This is a genomic window from Sinomonas atrocyanea, from assembly GCF_030812675.1.
GTDB classification, from domain to species: domain Bacteria; phylum Actinomycetota; class Actinomycetes; order Actinomycetales; family Micrococcaceae; genus Sinomonas; species Sinomonas atrocyanea_B.
Genome location: NZ_JAUSTE010000011.1, coordinates 74336 through 94506, shown reverse-complemented (window position 1 = coordinate 94506; position 20171 = coordinate 74336). Strand labels below are relative to the sequence as shown.

Sequence of the window (20171 nt, the reverse complement as noted above, 5' to 3'; positions counted from 1 at the left end):
CTCCTTGGTCCGGGGCCAGCGGGCCGGCCCGTCAGCAGTGCGGCACGCCGCTCTGCGCCGGCCCGCCGATGGTCACGTTGTTGTCCTCCTGCCAGCGGTTCGCGTAGCTCCTGCCCTGATAGCTGCCGGCGATGATGTGGTAGAAGTCCTTCGGACCATACCGCGTGTTGATGGTGCTCCAGCAGTTCACCGTGATGGTGGTCCCCGGGTAGAGCCAGGGGAAGCCGTTGGTGACCCCGTCGCAGGTGTGGGCGGTGGTGGTCGGGCTGTACCACGACTGCCCCGAGCCGTTGTCCGTGCAGTTTCGGGTGGCGGAGCCCGAGAGCTGCGTCTGCCACGAGGTCTGCTGCGGGCCGCTGCGCGCCGAGGCGCTCGCCACCCCGCCGCCCGTGCCGACCGAGTTGAAGGTCTGGACGCGGATGGAGTGGGTCTCGCTGTAGCCCGAGGTGTTGACGGTGCGCGAGCCGGACGCCGCGACGTTCTCCCACGCCCCGCCGTCGATGCTGATGGCTGTCCGGGCCACATCGTTGGTCGAGGTCGATGGAGAGGACCAGCTCAGGGTGAGCGAGCGCTGGTTCGTCGCCCCGTCCTGGCCCGACGCCGAGGGGGTCCCCGGCGACCCGTAGGGCCTGGTCTGCGGCGCGCTCGCCGGGTCGGAGTCCGCCGCGCCCGTGCTCGAGTGGGCGATGACCGAGATGGTTGTGGCCGCGCCGTTCTGGAAGCCGCCCACGGTCTGGCCCGGCGCGATCGGTCCTGACTGGCCCGTGGAGGCCGAGTAGGTGTAGCTGACCTCGTTGGCCGCCGAGCCATTGCGCTGGCTGGCCGTGAGCGGGGTGAAGTTGACCGTCAGCTGGGTTCCGGTGCCGCCGGTGTTCGCCGGAGTGGCGCTCACGTTCGTCACCGGCCCGAGCTTCCCGACCGCACGGCGGGGCGCCGAGGGCGGGCTGGCCGAGCCCTTGCCGGCCTTGTTCTCGGCCTGCACGGTGAACGTGTACGGGTTCTCCGACGTCGGCGCGTCGAACGTGGCCGTGGTCGAGGTGCCGGCGACCTTCTGCGTGCGGTCCGCTCCGCCCCCGCCGCTCATCGTGACGTAGTACGCGCTGATCGCGTCCCCGTTCGTGGCCGGCTCCTTCCAGGACACGGACACCTGCGCCGTGCTGCCCAGCGCGGGGGCGCTCTGCGCGAGGGGGGCCGCCGGCTGCCCGGGCGGCGCCGCGGGGCTCACGGGCGCCGAGTACGGGCTCCAGTCCGAGGGCTTGGGCGCGTTGTTCACCGCCTGGACCCGCACCGTGTACTTCACCCCGTTGGTCAGGCCCGTCCACGTGGTGGACGTCCCGGTGACGCCCTGCTTGCCCGAGTTCCCGCTCGCCGGCGGGGGCGAGATCTCGAGGTTGTACGAGGTCACGGGCGAGCCGGTGGTCTTCGCGGCGCCCCACGAGAGGTCGAGCCTGCCGTCGCCGAACACCGCCACGGGCGCGCCGGGGGCGCTGGGACGGGCGTCGGGCCGCACCTCCGGCGAGGCGGACGACGGCGCCGACTCGCCGACGTCGTTCGTCGCCGTCACGGTGAAGTGGTACACCTTGTTGTTCGTCAGCCCGGAGAGCGTGCAGGTCGTGGCCGGGCAGTCCTGGCTGAAGCCGTCGCCGCGGACCGTGTACTTCAGGATCGGCGCGCCGTTGTCCGCGGCCGGGGCCCAGTGCAGCACCGCGGTCTGGTCGCGGATGTCCGTGGCGGTGGGCGCCCCGGGCGCGTCGGGCACCCCGCGGACGGTGAGGCGGATGCGCCCGTCCACCTGGCGGCCCGGGTCGCCGGTCTTGTCCTGGACCGTGTAGCGCACCACGAGCATGCCGCGGTAGTCCTTGGCGGGCGTGACGATGACGTTCCCGCCGTCGATCTGGGCGCCGCCCTCGGCCTGGCCCGCCTCCACGACCGCAGAGACGATCGTCAGCGGCGCCTCGGGGAACGGGTCCACCGTGTGGGAGAGGACGTCCACCCGCTCGGTCCGTCCCGCGTTCGCGTCCGGCACGAGGACGTCGTTTGCGATCGCGAGCGGCCTGTTCGACGCCGTCGCGGTGAGCGTGAACTGTGCGGCGACAGGCTCGGAGTGCCCGTCGGTCACCGTGACGGTGAGCGCTCCGGTGCGGCCGGCCAGCACGCCGTCCTTCGTGCGGACCTTGAGCGTGGAGCCGTCCACGGACGCCGTGAAGCCGTCCGGCACCGCGCCCCGGAGGGCGAAGGCGAGGTGCCCCTGGTCGGCGGAGTCCGGGTCCTGCGCGAGGGGGCCGAGGTCGAGCCGGGCCTCCTCGCCGGCCGGGACGTCCACGGCGGAGCCCTGGAACGCGGGCGGGTGGTTCGCGTCCGAGGGCAGCACCTTGGTCTGGAGCGTGATCGTGGACTTCAGGCCGGTCGGGTCGTCGGGCCCCGAGCCGTCCGTGACCTCGAACGTGACCGAGCCCGGGCCCACGAAGTCGGGCAGCGCTGCGTAGTGCAGCACGCTGTCCGAGGCCACGAGGCCGCGGTCCGACGCGCCGACCGCGCTCACCCGGTCCACCGAGGTGATGCGCGGCGTGCGCCCGTCCCGGACGGCCACCCAGTCCCTGAGGTTGAAGTCCACGGACGTTCCGGCCTTGACCTCCGTCACGTCCTCCTTGGACAGGTGCGGCCGCTGGAGGTCCACTCCCGGGACCCAGATGAAGGCGGTGTCGGTGAGGCCGTCCACATCGGTCACGGTGTACGGGAGGATCTGGTCGCCCGCAGTGAGCGGCACCACGACGGTCTGGTCCGGGGCGAGGTGGGCGGGGGAGCCTGCCGGGAGGGAGACCTTCAGGTCCTCGGCGCGGCCGTCCGGGTCGTAGTCGTTGGCGAGCACCGGGACCTGGGCGGTGGTGTGCCCCTCGGCCTCAGCATTGGTCACGAAGTCGTCCACGGCGGTCGGGGCCAGCAGCGGGGCATCGGCCTTCGACTCGACCCGCAGGGTCGCGGAGGAGCGGGCACCCTTGGGGTCCTGCACGGTGTAGCGCAGGTTCTCGACGCTCGGGGTCGAGGGCGTGACGACCTCGGCGAAGCCGTGCTTGTCCGCCTCGGCCTTGAGCGCCTGGCTGCCCTCGAACCCGTCCGGCACGAGGCTGAGCGGATCTCCGTCCGGGTCGGAGTCGTTCTGCAGGACGTCGACGGCGACGTGCCGCCCGGGCCGCACCAGCAGGCGGTCGTCGACAGGCTGGGGGGCATGGTTGACGGCGCTCGGCGGTGCGATCCCGACGATCACGGTGCCGATGGCCTCGGCGCCGACGCGGTCCCGCACGCGGTACGTGAAGGTGTCCACTCCTGCGGCCTTGGGGCCGGCGGTGTAGTCGAACGCGAGTGCCCCGGCGCTCGCGGTGCCCTGCGCGGCCCCGCGGTCGAGCCCGATGAGCTTGACCGAGTCCCCGTCCGGGTCGATCCCGTCGAGCGGGACCGGGATGCGGACGGTCTGCCCGGCGATCACCCGCGCGGTGAGGCTGCGCGGCTGCGGCGCGACGTTCGAGCTGTCCCGCGCGTGGATGCGGATCGCGACCTGGGCGGAGTTGACCTGCCCGGAGGCGTTGCGCACCTGGTAGATCGCGTAGACGGTCTTCGCGGTCGGCCCGGCGATGAACCGCAGGGCCTTGCCCGAGACGAACATGGTCCCGTCCGCCGGGTCGGGGGTCTGCACGAGCTTGTGGTCGAGGGTGAGGTCGCCGCCGTTGGGGTCGGAGTCGTTCGCGAGGACCGGGACCGTCACGAGGTCTCCCGCACGCACGTCTGCCGAGTCGGGGACGGCCTCGGGGGGCAGCGGCTTCTCCGGCGGAGGCAGCACGAGGACGGAGATCTCGCCGACCGCGCTGTCGTGGCCGTTGGAGATCGTGTAGTGGACTGTCACGGGATCCTGCGCGTGGACGTCCGTCACGCGCACCACCGAGTGGTCGAGGATGGACACGCTCAGCCCGGACTGCTGGGGCGCATCGACGGACTGGACCACCAGGACGCCGCCGGCCGGGTCGGAGTCGTTCGCCAGCACGTCCACGAGCGTGCTGCCTCCGGCGGGCACCGCCGCGAGGTCGCGGACCGCGACCGGCTTGCCCTGGCCGTCGGGAGGCACGACGTCGACCCTCACCAACTGCTTGGCGCTCGCCGGCCCATTGGTCACCACGTACTCGACGTAGTACGTGCCGGCGGTGTCGGAGCGGAAGGTGAAGGTCTGCTGGTTCGCGTCGATCGTCGAGGTGACCCCCGCGGGCGGCGTGACGAGGGCCAGGCGGAGGTTCCCGCCCTCGGGATCGGAGTCGTTCAGGAGGGGGGAGACCTTGGTGTCGATGCCGGCGATCGCGGTCACGTGGTCTGCCACCGCGGCGGGGGCGTCCTTGCCGCCGGCACGGACCTCGACCGCGATGTCCGCGGTCGTCGTCGAGCGTCCGTCTGAGACGGTGATCGTCACGGCCTTGCGGCCGGGCGCCGTGCCCGAGTCGGTGAACGTGAGTGTGCCCTGGGGGGTGAACTTGACCTTGTCCGCCGGGTCCTTCGTCGTGGCGGACGCCAGGAACATGTCGTCGCCGTCGGGATCGGCCCAGTCGTCGAGGACGTTGCGGGAGGATTCCTTGCCGAGGCCCACGATCATGGGGTTGTTGCGACCGGGCTTGAGCTGCGGGGGCCGGTTCGTGTCGAGCGGGACGACGTCGACGTTCACCGGCGCGGTCGCCGTGCCGCCCCGGCCGTCGTCGGCGGTGTACGTGAAGGACGTCGAGCCGTGGGCGTCGGGCGGCACGGTGACCTGGAACCCGGTGGCGCCGTAGACCTGCTCGAGGGTGCCGACCGAGGGCTGCGACTGCGCCTTGACGGTGAGGAGGTCGCCGTCGGGGTCCGAGTCGTTGTCGAGGACCGGCAGCAGGGTGGTGCGGCCGGGGCGGACGCCGAAGTGGTCCGGCTTCGCGACCGGCGGCTGGTTCGGCTTGGTCCGGTCCGGGAGCTGCGTGGTCTGGACCTCGTCCGGGGACTCCTTCTCGGCGTCCTGCGTGCTCGACTGGATCGGGATGACCTCGTCCCAGTTGTTGACGATGTACATGTTCTCTGTGACGAGCCACACGGTTCCGGCAGCGACGTCGTTGAGGACCACGAGGTTGCGGTTCACGCGGAACACGAAGTCCGACTTGGGCGTGGCGGACGGGATCGGCCTGCGCTCGACGTCGCTCCCGCAGGCGCGAACGTACACGCCGGGGCCGGCCCACGCGGCGTGGACGCAGCCGTTGACGTCCACGGGTGCAGCGGGGAGCCCCTTGGCATTGGCGGGGATGACGGTGGGCTGCCCGCCGTCGAGCGGGGCGAGGACGAGCCCCGTCGGCGTCGCGACGGCGACCGAGCCGCTGGCCGCGCTGCTCTGCTGGAGCTTCCCGTCCACGCCGCCCGGGACGTCCACGGTCCTGCCACCGGGCAGGAACAGCCGCCCGGCCCCGGGATCGTAGGCCACGGCCTGCTCCCCGACCACGGCGGACTGGACGTCCCGGACGCCCTTGAGCTGTGTGTAGGAATCTTCGGACACGGCCGGGGCGCCTGGGGCGGCCCGGACGGTCGAGACCACGCCGGTCGCGGGCTGGGCGACGGCCACGGCATCCGTGGGGCCGATCGCGGCGACGGCGCCCTTGCCGCCCTCGAGGGAGGGGGGAGTCTGGGACAGGTCCGTGCCCGGGATCGCCGATTCGGGCAGGGTCCAGACCCGCCCGGTGCCCGGATCGTCGACCGCCACGCTCGAGGCCCCGAGCGCCACGTGCGTCCCGGCCGGGAGGGACTGGATGCTGCCGAGCCTGACCTCCGCGGGATCGATCTTCTGCGCAGCCGACGCCCCGGAGTCGTCGACCACCACCGTCTTCTCGTGCTGGAGGACGTCGAACGACGGCGAGGCGGCGACCACTGCGCCGTCGAGCGTCTTCGACGCGAAGTTGAGTCGCCCGACCGCGTTGCGGCCGTTGTTGGTCACCCACACCCGCCGTCCGAGAGGTCGAGGTTCGTCTGGGTGAAGCCCGGGTACAGGAGGGCCGCGGCGGTGACCGCGCTCGCCGTCGTGATGCTCGCCGCCGCGGCGACGCCACGACGGCGCCGGTCAAGCCATGCCCTGATTCCCACGTGATCCCCCCTGCGAGCAGCGCGCCCGGTCGCGCCGCGCCCCGCGTCACCCTACCGTCCCGCAGTGGACGGGCAACACCTCGCGGGGAGTTCTCCCCAGACCGCGCGGTCTGTTCCCTCAGGCGCTCACCCCACCCGGTCGGCCTCGAGTCCGGGCAGGTCGGTAGCGGGCCGGACAGCCGTACGACGCCGGGCCGCCCACGCTGCGCCGACCATGACCACGAGCGCCGGCGCGGTGATGAGCGCCCCGATCCACAGGGGAGAGGTGTAGCCGAGCCCGGCGCTGATGCCGAGCCCGCCGGCCCATGCGCCGAGCGCGTTGCCCACGTTGAACGCCCCGATGTTCGCGCCCGAGGCCAGGGTCGGCGCGTGGGAGGCATAGCGCATGATCCGCGCCTGCAGCCCGGGCACGGTGCCGAAGCCGAACCCGCCCATCAGGAAGAGGGCGACGGCGGCGGCTGCCGCATCCGCTGCCAGGAGCGCGAAGAGCACGAGGACGGCCAGGAGGGCGGCGATGAAGAGGATGAGGGTGCGGTCGATGCCCCGGTCGGCGAGCCGGCCGCCGAGCGCGTTGCCCGCGAACAGGCCCACCCCGAACAGGACCAGGAGCCACGGCACGGCGGCCGCCGCGAAGCCCGAGACGTCCGTGAGCGTGTAGGCGATGTAGGTGAAGGCCCCGAACATCCCGCCGTAGGCCAGGATCGTCACGAGCAGGGACAGCCACACCTGGCCGTTCCGGAACGCCGCGAGCTCGCGGCGCAGGCTGGGTGCCTGCTGGGCGGGGGAATCGGCCGGGACGAGCGCGGCGATGCCGACCAGGGCGAGAACGCCGATGGCGGAGATGGCCCAGAAGGTGGCGCGCCAGCCGGCCTGCTGGCCGAGGAAGGTCCCGAACGGGACGCCGAGCACGTTGGCGGCGGTGAGGCCGGTGAACATGATCGCGACCGCACGGGCCTGGCGCGCCGCCGGGACGAGCCCCGTGGCGACCACGGAGCCGATGCCGAAGAACGCCCCGTGGCACAGGGCCGCGATGATGCGCCCGGCCATCATGGTGCCGTAGTCGCCGGCCGCGGCGGAGAGGGCGTTGCCCACGATGAAGAGGACCAGCAGCCCCAGCAGCACGCGCTTGCGCGGCAGCCGGGTGGTGGCCGCGGTGAGGAGGAGGGCGCCGACCACGACGCTGAGCGCGTACCCGGAGATGAGCCAGCCGGCGGTCGCCTCCGAGACGGCGAAGTCGGCGGCCACCTCGGGCAGCAGCCCCATGATCACGAACTCGGTGAGCCCGATTCCGAACGCGCCGATCGACAGCGCAAGAAGCCCCATGGGCATGGCAGATGACCCCTCTGCTAGACTCGAGATAGTTGCAGACGCTGGATATTGCGATTGCAGACGCAATAGTTGCACACGCAAAGACTTGCCCGCAAGCCTGGTCTGCATACCCGTCCCCGAGGAGGTCCGCATGAGCATCGACGACGGCGCCGTCGAGGTGCGCGCGCAGGGGTGGCGCACCCTCGCCGCGCTGCACGGGATGATCGAGTCGGAGCTCGAGCGCTCCCTCACGGCGCTCAGGCTCTCGGTGGTCGAGTACACAGTGCTCGACGCCCTCAGCCGCCAGGACGGCTGGCACATGCGCATGCAGCAGCTCGCGCGCGCCACGGCCCTCAGTCCGAGTGCCACGACGCGCCTCGTGACGCGGCTCGAGGACCGAGGTCTGCTCACCCGGATCCTCTGCGCTGACGACCGCCGCGGGATCTACACCGAGCTCACCGCGGCGGGGCGCGAGCTGTACCTGGAGGCCAGGCCCGTCCACGACGAGACCCTGGAGCGCGTCCTCGCCGAGGCTGAGGACCGGCCCGAGCTCGCGGTCCTCGCCCGCGCCCTCCACGGCATCCCGGTCGCCGCGGTTCAGTAGCTCCGCCGCGGGTAACCCTCCCTGCGGAAGGGGCGGCGCGCCGTCGTCGTCCGCCGGACGCCAGGGAGGTGAGCCAGCATGAAGCTGAACAAGAAGGCCTACGAGCACGCGAAGGCGCTCGTGCGCGAGGGCAAAGTGGTGCGCGACTCGCGCGACGACTGGAGCGAGCACTCGCCGGCCACGAAGGAGCTGAGCGCATTCCTCGACAAGCACGGTGAGGGCGAGTACTCGCAGTGGTTCCTCGGGATTGACGACGACGCCCCCGAGGGCAGCAAGTCCAGGTACAAGTTCCCCTTCAGTGACCTGAAGAAGGTGCACCGCTGCGCCGTGATCTCGGGGGAGAGCCGGGCATCCCAGTACGACCACGACGAGATCCGGGAGGCGCTCGGCGACCTGCTCAAGCGGATCGACGAGTCGTAGGGATCACACCGCCCGAGGGGTGGGCAGCTTCTTGCAGAGTGTGTAAACTTGCAGAGCCTGCAAAGTTGCGTGGCTCCCACATCCCACCCGAGAAGATTCGGACCCCTCATGTCTCAAGCAGCGACAGGCCCCTCGACGAGTGCCGCGCCGTCCGGCGCCGTGATGACCCAACGGCAGATCATGCTGGTCATCTACGCCCTCATGGCCGGCATGTTCCTCTCCTCGCTCGACCAGACGGTGGTCGGCACCGCCATCCGCACGATCGGCGACGACCTCCACGGCCTCGACCAGCAGGCCTGGGTCACCACCGCCTACCTGATCACCTCGACGATCGCGACGCCCATCTACGGCAAGCTCTCCGACATCTTCGGCCGCCGCCCGCTGTACATCTTCGGCCTGGTCGTGTTCATCCTGGGCTCGTTCCTGTCCTCGTTCTCGACGTCGATGATCATGCTCGCCGCGTTCCGGGCCTTCCAGGGCATCGGCGCGGGCGCGCTCATGTCGCTGCCGCTCGCGATCATGGGCGACATCCTCGCGCCGCGCGAGCGCGCCAAGTACCAGGGCTTCTTCCTCGCCGTCTTCGGCGTCTCCTCGGTGGTGGGACCGCTGATCGGCGGCGTCTTCGCCGACGCGAGCCAGATCGCCTGGATCACCGGTTGGCGCTGGGTGTTCCTCATCAACGTCCCGATCGGCGTCGTCGCCCTGCTCATGGTGCTCGCCTTCCTGCACCTGCCCAAGTTCCACAAGCACGCCGCGCCGCGCATCGACTGGTGGGGCGCCACCGCCGTGGTCGTCACCCTCGTCCCGCTCCTCCTCGTGGCCGAGCAGGGCCGCGAATGGGGCTGGGGATCCGCCGCGTCCATCACGTGCTTCGTGGTCGGCGGCGTGGGGCTCATCGCCTTCATCCTCATCGAGCGGGCCATGGGGGCGGACGCGATCATCCCGCTGCGCCTCTTCCACTCCCGCACGTTCTCCATGGCCACCGTCCTCGGCTTCCTCGTGGGCTTCGCCATGTTCGGCGCCATGCTGACCCTCCCGCTCTACCTCCAGCTCGTCACGGGCCTGACGCCCACCGAGTCCGGCTTCGCGACGCTGCCCATGATCGGCGGCCTCATGATCGCCTCGATCGCCTCGGGCCAGATCGTCTCCCGCACCGGCAAGTACCGCATCTTCCCCATCACGGGCACGTTCCTCGTGGCCCTGGGCTACCTCGTCCTGACGGGAATGTCGATCGACAAGCCGCTCTGGTACCTCATGGGCGCCATGTTCCTGATCGGCCTCGGCCTCGGCCAGCTCATGCAGTCGCTCGTGCTCGCCTCGCAGAACTCCGTCGCCCCGCGGGACATGGGCGTGGCCACGAGCTCGTCCACGTTCTTCCGCCAGATCGGCGGAACCATGGGCACCGCCGTCCTGCTCTCCATCCTCTTCGCCCTGATGCCGGCCAACATCGCCACGGCCATGCAGAACAAGGGCGACCTCACGAGCGCGCTCGACGCGGCCCTCACCCCCTCCGTCGCGGCGAACCCGGCCAACAAGGGCGTCATGGACCAGATCTGGTCCCCGATCGTCACCCCCGTCAAGGCCCAGGTGCAGTCCGGCCTCGACCAGGGCGCGGCCGCCGCGAAGGCCGCAGCCGACCAGGCCGTCACCGCCCAGGTGACCGCCGCCGTCCAGAAGCAGGTCGCCGCCGGTGTGGTGCCGGCGTCGGCCGCGCCGGGGATCATCGACAGCCAGGTCGCGGCAGCGAAGCCCGCCGCGGAGCAGTCCGCGCTGCAGGCGGCCGCCCAGAAGGCCGGCGCCTCGGTGGTCAACGGCAAGCTCGCCGTCGACTACGCCGACCAGGGCCAGCGCAACGCGATCGTGGACAAGGTCGCGCCGACGCTGATCGACAAGCTCAAGGAGAACTCGTCCTCGAACAGCTCCTCGTCCTCCACGACCTCGGACACGTCCTTCCTCAAGGGCGCCGACGCGCGGCTCACCCGCCCGTTCATGACGGGCTTCAACAGCTCCGCCGTGGTCATCTACTGGGTCGGCTTCGGGGTGATCGTCCTCGCGTTCATCCTCTCGTGGTTCTTCAAGGTCCCGCCGCTGCGCCAGCGCTCGGCCCTGCAGGAGCAGGCCGACGCCGCCGGCACCGCCGACGACCTCGGCTCCGACGCGGCCCTGGCCGCGGCCGAGACCGGCTCGCCGACCAGCCCGGACACCGGCGCCATCCGGGTCCACCGGGGGTGAGCGGGGTGGAGCACGGCGCCGCGGTCGAGGACGGGCCGGGGACGCTGCGCGAACGCAAGAAGCAGCTGACCCGGCGCGCCATCCACGACGCAGCGTTCGCGCTCGCGGCCGAGCGGGGGCTCGCGCAGGTGACCGTCGCGGACATCTGCGCGGGCGCCGGGATCTCGGAGCGGACGTTCTTCAACTACTTCCCCTCGAAGGCGGCCGCGGTGCTCGGCCTGCCGGCCACGGCGCTCTCCGAGGAGCAGGAGCGGACGTTCCTCGCCGGCCACGGGACCCTCGTGGACGACCTCTGCGAGCTCGTCTCGGGCATCGCCGGCGGCCCCGAGGGGGACATCCCGCGGATCAAGGAGCTCATGGGGTTCGAGCCGGACCTCCTGGCCGCCCTGCACCAGTGGTCCTCCGGGGCCCGCAAGGGCGTGATCCGGCTCGCCGAGGAGCGTGCCGCGCCGCAGCGCGCCCGCCTCGCCGTCGGCCTGGTCTTCGCCGCGCTCATGCTCCACGCGGACGCCTCCTACTCGGGGGGCACCGGGCCGGCCTCGCCGGCCGACCTGCGCGAGACCGTGGCCCGGCTGTGCGCGGTCGGCAGGGGCGAGGGGGAATCTGGTTCGGCCTGATCCCGGACCGGGTACATCAGAGGCCGACGGAAGGAGTTCCATGGACTACAGGACAGTGGGCGCCACGGGCGTCCAGGTCTCGCCGCTGTGCTTCGGCACGATGTCGTTCGGCTCGGAGGCCGACGAGGACACCTCGGCAGCGATGTACCGCAGGGCCCGCGAGCTCGGCATCAACTTCTTCGACACGGCCAACATCTACAGCGGCGGCCGATCCGAGGAGATCCTCGGCCGGCTCGCGGCCCACGAGCGGGATGACATCGTCATCACCTCCAAGGTCTTCTTCCCCACGGGCGAGGACCCCAACGCGGGAGGCCTCTCACGCCGGCACATCCTGCAGGCCGTGGAGGCCAGCCTGTCCCGGCTCGGGACGGACCGGATCGACTTCTACTTCGTCCACGCCTTCGACCCCCGCACGCCGATCGAGCAGACGCTGCGGGCGCTCGACGACCTCCAACGGCAGGGCAAGATCCTCTACCCGGCCGTGAGCAATTGGGCGGCCTGGCAGATTGCGACCGCGCTCGGGATCTCGGCCCGCGAGGGGCTCGCCCGGTTCGAGCTCATCGAGCCGATGTACAACCTCGTCAAGCGGCAGGCCGAGGTCGAGATCCTGCCCCTGGCCCAGGCTGAGAACCTCGGCGTCATCACCTACAGCCCCCTCGGCGGCGGCCTGCTCACCGGCAAGTACCGCGGCGGACAGCGGCCCGAGGGCGGCCGGCTCGTCGAGAACGAGCGGTACGCCCGGCGCTACGGCCTCGAGGGCGACCGGGCCACCGCGGAGCGCTTCGCGGCCTTCGCGGACGACGCCGGGATCGCACCGGCCGCGCTCGCCGTCGCCTGGGCGATGGGCCACCCGGGCGTCACGGCCCCGATCGTCGGCGCACGGAACCTCGAGCAGCTCGAGGGCTCCCTCGCCGCGCTCGAGGTCGAGATGACGCCCGAGCTGCGGCGGAAGGTCTCCGAGCTCTCCGCGACACCGCCGCCGGCCACGGACCGGACCGAGACGCTCGCCGGGACCTGGACTTAGTGCCCGCCGGGACCGGGACCGCCGCGCGCCAGCCGGCCATGACGCGCGGCCTGACGCTCCTGTTCGCCCTCGCCTCCGGCGCCGCCGTGGGCAACCTCTACTGGGCCCAGCCCCTGCTCGAGACCATCGCCCGCGAGTTCCACACCACGACGGCCTCGGCCGGCTGGCTCGTGACCGCCACCCAGATCGGTTATGCGGTCGGGATCCTGCTCATCGTCCCGCTCGGCGACGTGGTCGACCGGCGGCGGCTCACGGCCGCGATGATGCTGGTCTCGGCCGCGGTGCTCGTCGCGTGCGCGCTCGCGCCGTCCTTCCCGTTCCTGCTCGTGGCGCTGTGCCTGCTCGGGGTCACGACGATCGCCGGGCAGATCCTGACCCCGCTCGCCGGGGACCTCGCCGAGGACGCCCACCGGGGCCGGGTGGTCGGGACCGTCGTGGCCGGGATCCTCACCGGGATCCTGGCCTCGCGCGCCGTCAGCGGCCTCGTCGCCGGGATCGGCGGCTGGCGCCTCGTGTACGGCGCGGCGGCCGTCGCGATGGTGCTCCTCGCCGGGCTCGTGTGGCGCGCGCTGCCGCCGCTCGCGCCCAAGGCGCGGGTCGCGTACCCGAAGCTGATCGCCTCGGTGGGGGCCGTCGTCGTCCGCGAGCGGGCGGTGCGGTGGACGCTCATCCTGTCCACCACCGGGTTCGCGGTGTTCACGCTGTTCTGGACCTCGCTGACGTTCCTGCTCGCGGGGCCGCCGTTCCACTACCCGGTGTCGGTGATCGGCCTGTTCGGGCTCGTCGGGATCGCCGGGGCGGTCACGGCCCAGCGGGCCGGGCGCCTCCACGACCGGGGCTGGTCCCTGCCGGCCACCGGCATCGCGTGGGTGCTCGTGCTCGCCTCGTTCGCCATCGCGGCGTTGTCCGGCTCTGCCGTGTGGATGCTCGTGCTCGTGGTGTTCCTCCTCGACATCGCGATCCAGGGGCAGAACGTGCTCAACCAGACCCGCCTGCTCTCGCTGTCCCACGAGGGCCGCAGCCGGCTCAACACGGCGTACATCACGTCCAACTTCATCGGCGGCGCCGCGGGCTCGGGCGCCGCAGCGCTCCTCTGGTCAGCCGGCGGCTGGACGGCGGTCAGCCTCGCCGGGGCCGCCCTGAGCCTCATGGCCCTCGCCGCGTGGGCCCTCGGCCGGCGCGGCCCGCTCGTGACCGGGTGACCGGCTGACCCGCGGCGCCCCTCCCGTCTGAGGGTCACCTCCTGGGAGTCAGCTCTTGCGGGTGTGCCCTCGGGAGGTGACCCTCAGAAGGTGACCCTCAGAAGGTGACCTCCAGGAGGTGACTCCCAGACCGGGTTTGGGGGGTTCTCACAGGCCCACCCTCAGGGGCGGCAACGCCCTTCCCGCGGCTCTCAGCGGCCCCTAGGGTGGGCAGGGATCCCACCAGTCCCCTTTCTCGAAGGAGCATTCATGGAGTACCGCACGCTCGGGCGCAGCGGCGCCATCGTCTCGGAGTTCGCCCTCGGAACCATGACGTTCGGAGCGGAAGCCGACGAGCCGACATCGCACGCCATCCTCGACGACTACGCCGCCGCCGGCGGCACGTTCCTCGACACCGCCGACGTCTACACGCGCGGCACGTCCGAGGAGATCGTGGGCCGCTGGCTCGCCGCGAACCCCGCCAAGGCCGAGCAGATGGTGGTCGCCACGAAGGGCCGGTTCCCGATGGGGGAGGGCCCCAACGACCTCGGCACCTCCCGCCGCCACCTGCGCACCGCCCTCGACGCGTCGCTGCGCCGGCTCGGCGTCGAGCACGTCGACCTGTACCAGATGCACGCCTGGGACCCGCACACGCCCATCGAGGAGACGCTGCGCTTCCTCGACGACGCCGTCGCCGCGGGCAAGATCGGCTACTACGGCTTCTCCAACTTCCTCGGCTGGCAGCTCACCAAGGCCGTCTATGAGGCCAGGGCCCACGGCTGGGCCGCACCCGTGACCCTTCAGCCGCAGTACAGCCTGCTGGTACGCGGGATCGAGGCGGAGATCGTGCCCGCCGCGCTCGACGCCGGCATGGGGCTCCTGCCGTGGTCTCCCCTGGGCGGGGGCTGGCTCAGCGGCAAGTACCAGCGCGACACCGAGCCGACCGGCGCGACCCGCCTCGGCGAGAACCCGCAGCGCGGCATGGAGGCGTGGGGGCCGCGCAACGCCCGCGAGAAGACCTGGAACATCATCGACACGGTCGGCTCGGTTGCCCAGGCCCACGGCGTCTCCCACGCCCAGGTCGCGCTGCGCTGGGTCGCGGACCAGCCCGCCGTGACGTCGGTGATCCTCGGCGCCCGCACCCGCGAGCAGCTCGCCGACAACCTCGCGGCTGCGGACCTGCGCCTGACCCCGGAGGAGAACGACGAGCTCACGCGAGTGAGCGAGCCGGAGCACGAGGTGTACCCGTATGGGTCGCAGGCGATCCAGCAGCGCAGCCGCAAGGTCGAGGGCGGCCGGTAGGGGCGCTCCGGCGGGGCCGGTCTGGCGTCGGCGCCGTCCTGCCCGCGGCGGTTGATCTGCCCGCGGCCGGGTAGGAGTCAGGGCGTCCGCACCCGACTACCGGCACAGGGAGAGGAACGATGAGCGAAGAGCAGCCGAAGGGCACCCGTCCCGAGGACGTCCACCCCGACGAGATCCAGCCCGACCAGGAGCGCCTCGACGGGTTCCAGCGCGACACCGGCATCGCCTCGGACAAAGGCGACGAGAAGGCCAAGGACCTCGAGGAGAAGGCCTACGGCGGCGACGACGAGCCGCCGAACGTGCCGCTGCCCGGCTGAGCGGGGGCGCGCACCAGAGGTCCACACACCACAGGTCCGGCCACGCAGTGCTCTGCACCGCGCGGCCGGACCTGCTGTGTGCCGATCAGCCCCTCAGAGCCTCACTCCGCCTCGCGGGCGGCCCGCGCCGCGGGATCGGAATCCGGCCCGAGGTCCCGTTCGACGGCGGCCCGGGTCTCCACATCGTCCGTGTCGTCCGGGAACGGCTCCGGGTTCTGCCAGTCCTGATCGCCGGAGGGGAGGCCGCCCCTGACTTCCTCCTCGACCTCGTGCTTCATCTGCTCGTCGAGTTCCGGACCGTGCTTGTTGCTGCCGCGTTCGATCATGATCCACTCCTTCGGTTCGCAGGTGCTGGGCGCTGCCGCGTCCCGCACCTGCCGACTTACCCGCCGGGACGGCGCCCAATCCCGCGGAGCTCAGCGCCAGAAGGCGATGAGCTGCTCCGCCAGGGCCATTCCCTGGCGGTGGCCGGCGCGGGCGGCCGGGGGCCGTGCCGACAGGTCCATCATGTTGCCGCCGAACGCCTCACGGGAAGGGCCGTCGGGGAAGACCGTCTCGACCTCGCTGCCCGCGGCGCGCAGCTCGGCGACCTGCGCCGCGAGCTGCATGCCCCACTCGAGCGGGTGGCGGGTCCGGCCGCCGAACGGCGAGAGCACCAGGACCCGCCGATATCCCAGTGCAAGGTCGGCGTTCTCGTTGCGGCGGTAGCCGCCGTCGATGTACTGCCGGTCCCCGATGGCGTACGGAACGCCGCTCGAGCAGCTCGCCGCGACGGCGTCCACGAGGCCGACGCCGCTGTGGCGGTCGAAGACCACCGGTTCGCCGGTGCGGGCGTCCACGGCCGTGATGAGGACCTCCTGCTCCGGCCAGCCCTCACGGGGCAGCCGCGCGCCGACCGTGGCGCGCCAGCGCTCCCGGACGGAGGGGTCGGAGGCCCCCTCCAGCTCCAGCGCGGCCGCACCCATCCGGCGGCGCATGTCCGCCGCCGAGTGCGCGGCGGCGATGATCCTGCCCGTGCGCTCCAGGTGGTCCACGGCCGGCCGCCCCGGCCCGCGCGCTGCTCCGGCGCCGCCTGGCCGGGTCCTCGGCTGGTGCTCAGCGTCGAGGATGGCGGCCATCAGCTCGGCGGGGCTCGCGGCCGTGATCTGGGCCGCCGCGGTCGAGCCGGCCGAGGTGCCGATGATGAGGTCGGCCGCGGTCACGTCGAGGCCTGCCTCGGAAAGACCGGCGATGATGCCGATCTCCCACGCGTTGCCCGCCGATCCGCCGCCGTGGAGGACCAGTGCGCGGCCGCCGGTGCCAGGGGTCCGGCGGGTGGCGCCAGGCTGCCCGGGGCCGGAGTGCGGGGGTTCGGGATGAAGGGGTGAAGATGATGCTGCGTCCATGGGAGTCGCCTTTCGCGATCGGTGCCTGCAGGGCGCTCCCGGTGGCGACTGCGTCAGTCGCGCGCTCGTGGACGGCGGGGGAGCACCCACTCCTGTGCGTTCATGGGTCTCACCTCCTGCCGACGGGCCACGATTCCTCTGAACGATCGCACACAGGGGCGGGGCACGCAACCGGCGCGGGCCCGGCCGCGCCGGCCGCCCGTGGGCGACCGGCGTCTAGCGCTACTCGGCGAAGACCTTGCCGGGGTTGAGGATGCCGTGGGGGTCGAAGACGCGCTTGATCTCGCGCTGGAGGGCGTACTGTTCCGCGCCCAGCTCGTCGCCGAGCCACCGGCGCTTGAGCAGGCCGATGCCGTGCTCGCCCGTGAGCGTCCCGCCGAGGTCCAGGGCGGTCGCGAAGATCTCTCCGGCCGCGGCCCAGACGTGCTCGGGGACGTCCTCGCCGGTGAAGACGAACGTGGGGTGCAGGTTCCCGTCCCCGGCGTGGCAGGTGGTCGGGATCATCACCTGGTACTTCTCCTCGATCCGGCGGACCGCGGCGAAGGCCTCGCCCACCCTGTCCCGGGGCACGGCGATGTCCTCGACCAGCAGGGTGCCCATCGCCTCGAGCGCCGGGAAGGCGCTGCGGCGGAAGCCGACCAGGCGCGCGGACTCCTCGGGGTCGGTGGTGGTCCGGACAGTGGCACCGGCGCCGCGCGCCAGGGCGGCGATCTGCTCGGCGGTGGCGAGGGCGGAGGGGCCGTCGCACTGGACGAGCACGTAGGCCTCGGCGCCCGGTGCCACGTCGTGGCCCGTGTGCTGGCGCACGCAGTCGAGCGTGCGGCGGTCCATGAGCTCCATGATCGCGGGCACGTGCCCCTGCCGGGTCACCTCGGTGACGGCCGCGACGGCGTCCTCGAGCGTGGCGAAGAACGCCCCGAGCGTGGCGGTCTCCCCGGTGACGAGCGGGGTGAGCTTGAGGGTGCACTCGACGATGATCCCGAGGGTCCCCTCGGAGCCGATCATGAGGGCGCACGGGTCGTAGCCGGTGACCCCTTTGACGGTGCGGTGGCCCACGGAGATGAGCCGCCCGTCGGCCAGGACCACCTTCAGGGCGAGCACCGCCTCCCGCGTGACCCCGTACTTCGCGCAGAGCAGTCCGCCGGCGTTCATGGCGATGTTCCCGCCCACGGTGGAGATGTCCTTGCTCGCCGGGTCGGGCGCCCACCACAGGCCGTGCCCGGCGAGGGCCCGGTTGAGGTCGCCGTTGAGGATGCCGGGCTGGACGACGGCGAGCCGGTTCGCCTCGGAGACCTCCAGGATCCGGTCCATGTCCCTCAGGGACAGCACGATCTCTCCCGGGCCGGCGATGGCCCCGCCGGCGAGCCCGGTGCCGGCGCCGCGGCCCACGATCGGCACCCCGGCCGCGGACGCGATCCGGCACACGGCCTGCACGTCCTCGACGCTGGCCGGGTACACCGCGGCCAGCGGGGCTCCGGCTGAGCGGTGGCCCGAGCGGTCGGTGGTGTACGGCAGGAGCCGCCCGGGGTCGGCCTCCACCCTGCCCGGCAGGGCTGCGTGGAGGGACTCGACGACGGCGGCGAGCTGGGCGAGGGGCATGGAGGTCCTCCGGTCGGGTTCCGGGGTCAGGCCTCGGTGCGCCACTTCGCGCGGGTGTACTGCGGCGGCCAGTAGTCGAGCTCGACTCCGAGCTCGTGCGCGGCCCGGAGCCCGAAGTGGGGATCGCGGAGGAACTCGCGCGCCACCATGACGGCGTCGGCCTCGTCGTTGCCCACGATCTGCGCGGCCTCCTGCGGGGTGGTGATGAGGCCGACGGCGTTGACCGGCATCCCGGTGCCCTGGCGGACGGCCGTGGCGAACCCCACCTGGTACATGGGCTTGACCGGGATGCTGGCCCGGGCCACGAGGCCGCCGGAGGACAGGTCGAACCAGTCGGCGCCCTCCTCGGCCGCCCATCCGGCCACCGTGATGGTGTCCTCGAGGTTCCAGCCGCCGTCCACCCAGTCGGTCGCCGAGAGGCGCACGAGGAGGGGGACGGCGTCGCCCGCCTCTGCCCGAACGGCCCGGACGATCTCGAGCAGGATGCGGGCCCGGTTCTCGAGGCTGCCGCCGTACTCGTCGGTGCGCAGGTTGGAGAGCGGGGACAGGAACTGGTGCACGAGGTAGCCATGGGCGCCGTGGATCTCGAGCACGTCGAAGCCGGCGTCCAGCGCCCGGCGGGCCGCGGCGGCGAAGTCCGCGACGATGCCCGCGATCTCCTCCACGCTCAGCTCGCGCGGCGTCGCGTAGCCGTCGAAGGCGACCGCGGACGGCGCCACGGTCTCCCAGCCGCCGTCCTCGATCGGCTGGCTGCCCCTGCCGCTCCACTCGCGGAAGGTCGAGGCCTTGCGGCCCGCGTGGGCGAGCTGCATCGCGGCGGTGGCCCCCTGGGAGTGGACGAAGCCGACGATCCGGCGCCACGCGTCCGCCTGGGCATCGTTCCAGATGCCCGTGTCCCAGTTGGTGATGCGCCCCTCGGGGTTGACGGCGCTGGCCTCGGTCATCACGAGGCCGGCGCCGCCGCGGGAGAGGGAGCCGAGGTGGGCGAGGTGCCAGTCGGTGGGCACCCCGTCCCATTCCTCGACCGAGTACTGGCACATGGGCGAGGCCCACAGGCGGTTCCTGACATGGACGCCCCGGATGTCGACGGGGGTGAAGAGCTTCTCGGCACGCATGGTGCCAAGGCTTCCGCGCGGTGCCCCCGCCGTCAAATGGCGCCCACGGCGTGGCTCACTCCGGCTTCGCGAAGACCGCGGCGCTGAGGAACTCCAGCCCCACGAACTTCTCCTCGCCCACGACCCAGGCGTCGTGGCCCGGCGGGATCGTGTACGAGCTGCCGGCCGTGATCGTTGCGCTTTCACCCGTGGCGAGGCGGACCTCGAGGGTGCCGGAAACGCAATAGCCCACGTGGTTGTTCTGGCAGGTGTCGGTACCCGCGACCGGCTTGATGCAGTCCGACCAGCGCCAGCCGGGGGCGAACGTGAGGCGCCCGATCGTGTAGTCCCCCACGGTCACGAGGTCGATCTCGGACTTGTCGGGCCGGCGCTTCTCGTCGGGGTCGTCGTGGGACTTCACGTTCAGGCTCGTGACGGTGTTGATGGACGCGTTGGTGCTCATGGCGTGCTCCTTGGACTCGAAGCCGCCCCAGACGAGCCTCCAGCTTCCCAGCGGGGACGGTCTCTGTGGACGGTTTCAGGGTAGGCCCGCCGGGCGCCCGCGGGAAGGCCGCCCTGCACCCTTGCGGGCCGCGGCACCGCTTCCTACCATGAGCAGCGGTCTCACTTAGCAGGAGGTCAATCGCCATGTCTGTCATCGTCGCGGTCAAGGTTTCCGGGGACACAGGCGTCTTCACGAAGTCCCTCGAGGACCATGCTGAGGAGTACCGGAAGATTGCCGCGAGTGCCAAGGAGCACGGCGCCCTCCACCACCAGTTCGGTGTGGGAGAGGGCTACATCCTCATCAACGACGAGTGGGAATCCGCGCAGGAGTTCGAGAGCTTCTTCAGCGATCCGGCGCTGCGGGACTTCATGGGCACGGTCGGCGCCGACCTCACCGTGGCCCCGCAGATCACCGTCGGGGAGCGGGTCGACTCACCGGACATGTTCTGACC

17 protein-coding genes are annotated in these 20171 nt (G+C 72.1%); 9 read left to right on the top strand and 8 right to left on the bottom strand.

The genetic code is table 11. From position 1 onward, the window contains the following. Nucleotides 1–31: 31 nt before the first annotated feature. From J2W20_RS15070 to J2W20_RS15060, 3 genes are all read right to left on the bottom strand, one after another. A complete protein-coding gene (locus J2W20_RS15070; protein ID WP_307007510.1) occupies nt 32–5986 on the bottom strand; it encodes an Ig-like domain-containing protein in 5955 nt (1984 codons plus the stop codon). Next, nucleotides 5983–6132, bottom strand: a complete 150-nt coding sequence (locus J2W20_RS15065; protein ID WP_307007509.1) for a hypothetical protein — start codon at nt 6130–6132, stop codon at nt 5983–5985. The genes J2W20_RS15070 and J2W20_RS15065 overlap by 4 nt, the downstream gene beginning before the upstream one ends. 126 nt (nt 6133–6258) lie before the next feature. After that, a complete protein-coding gene (locus J2W20_RS15060) occupies nt 6259–7461 on the bottom strand; it encodes an MFS transporter (RefSeq protein ID WP_307007508.1) in 1203 nt (400 codons plus the stop codon). 130 nt (nt 7462–7591) lie between these two features. Between J2W20_RS15060 and J2W20_RS15055 the strand changes: the two genes are divergently transcribed. The 8 genes from J2W20_RS15055 (at nt 7592) to J2W20_RS15020 (ending at nt 15137) form a co-directional block, all read left to right on the top strand. Continuing rightward, nucleotides 7592–8044 carry a MarR family winged helix-turn-helix transcriptional regulator gene (locus tag J2W20_RS15055; protein WP_307007507.1) on the top strand — a complete coding sequence of 151 codons (453 nt, stop codon included), beginning with the start codon at nt 7592–7594 and terminating at the stop codon, nt 8042–8044. Between the two features lie 78 nt (nt 8045–8122). Beyond that, nucleotides 8123–8464, top strand: coding sequence for a hypothetical protein (locus J2W20_RS15050; protein ID WP_307007506.1), 342 nt, complete (start codon nt 8123–8125; stop codon nt 8462–8464). Between the two features lie 108 nt (nt 8465–8572). Continuing rightward, complete coding sequence (locus J2W20_RS15045; RefSeq protein WP_307007505.1) at nt 8573–10696, top strand: MDR family MFS transporter; 2124 nt, start codon at nt 8573–8575, stop codon at nt 10694–10696. A gap of 5 nt (nt 10697–10701) precedes the next feature. Further along, nucleotides 10702–11313, top strand: a complete 612-nt coding sequence (locus tag J2W20_RS15040) for a TetR/AcrR family transcriptional regulator (RefSeq protein WP_307007504.1) — start codon at nt 10702–10704, stop codon at nt 11311–11313. A 40-nt stretch (nt 11314–11353) separates the two neighbouring features. Beyond that, nucleotides 11354–12337 carry an aldo/keto reductase gene (locus J2W20_RS15035; RefSeq protein ID WP_307007503.1) on the top strand — a complete coding sequence of 328 codons (984 nt, stop codon included), beginning with the start codon at nt 11354–11356 and terminating at the stop codon, nt 12335–12337. Continuing rightward, nucleotides 12337–13539: an MFS transporter gene (locus J2W20_RS15030; protein ID WP_307007502.1), complete on the top strand. Its 1203-nt coding sequence runs from the start codon at nt 12337–12339 to the stop codon at nt 13537–13539. The genes J2W20_RS15035 and J2W20_RS15030 overlap by 1 nt, the downstream gene beginning before the upstream one ends. 249 nt (nt 13540–13788) lie before the next feature. Beyond that, complete coding sequence (locus J2W20_RS15025) at nt 13789–14820, top strand: aldo/keto reductase (protein ID WP_307007501.1); 1032 nt, start codon at nt 13789–13791, stop codon at nt 14818–14820. Between the two features lie 119 nt (nt 14821–14939). Then, nucleotides 14940–15137 (top strand): hypothetical protein, encoded by a 198-nt coding sequence (locus J2W20_RS15020; RefSeq protein ID WP_307007500.1) that lies wholly within the window; start codon nt 14940–14942, stop codon nt 15135–15137. A gap of 101 nt (nt 15138–15238) precedes the next feature. Here J2W20_RS15020 and J2W20_RS15015 read toward each other — a convergent pair whose 3' ends face one another. From J2W20_RS15015 to J2W20_RS14995, 5 genes are all read right to left on the bottom strand, one after another. Beyond that, entirely contained in the window at nt 15239–15463 is a 225-nt protein-coding gene (locus J2W20_RS15015; RefSeq protein WP_307007499.1) for a hypothetical protein, read from the bottom strand. A gap of 90 nt (nt 15464–15553) precedes the next feature. Further along, nucleotides 15554–16522, bottom strand: a complete 969-nt coding sequence (locus tag J2W20_RS15010; RefSeq protein ID WP_307007498.1) for a patatin-like phospholipase family protein — start codon at nt 16520–16522, stop codon at nt 15554–15556. A 222-nt stretch (nt 16523–16744) separates the two neighbouring features. Beyond that, on the bottom strand, nt 16745–18121 hold the full coding sequence (locus J2W20_RS15005; RefSeq protein WP_307007497.1) for an FAD-binding oxidoreductase: 1377 nt from the start codon (nt 18119–18121) through the stop codon (nt 16745–16747). A gap of 26 nt (nt 18122–18147) precedes the next feature. After that, entirely contained in the window at nt 18148–19236 is a 1089-nt protein-coding gene (locus J2W20_RS15000) for an NADH:flavin oxidoreductase/NADH oxidase (RefSeq protein WP_307007496.1), read from the bottom strand. Between the two features lie 55 nt (nt 19237–19291). Continuing rightward, nucleotides 19292–19678, bottom strand: a complete 387-nt coding sequence (locus J2W20_RS14995) for a cupin domain-containing protein (RefSeq protein ID WP_307007495.1) — start codon at nt 19676–19678, stop codon at nt 19292–19294. 185 nt (nt 19679–19863) lie between these two features. On the opposite strand from J2W20_RS14995, the gene J2W20_RS14990 reads away from it, so the two are divergent. Continuing rightward, entirely contained in the window at nt 19864–20169 is a 306-nt protein-coding gene (locus tag J2W20_RS14990) for a hypothetical protein (protein WP_307007494.1), read from the top strand. Nucleotides 20170–20171 lie beyond the last annotated feature (2 nt).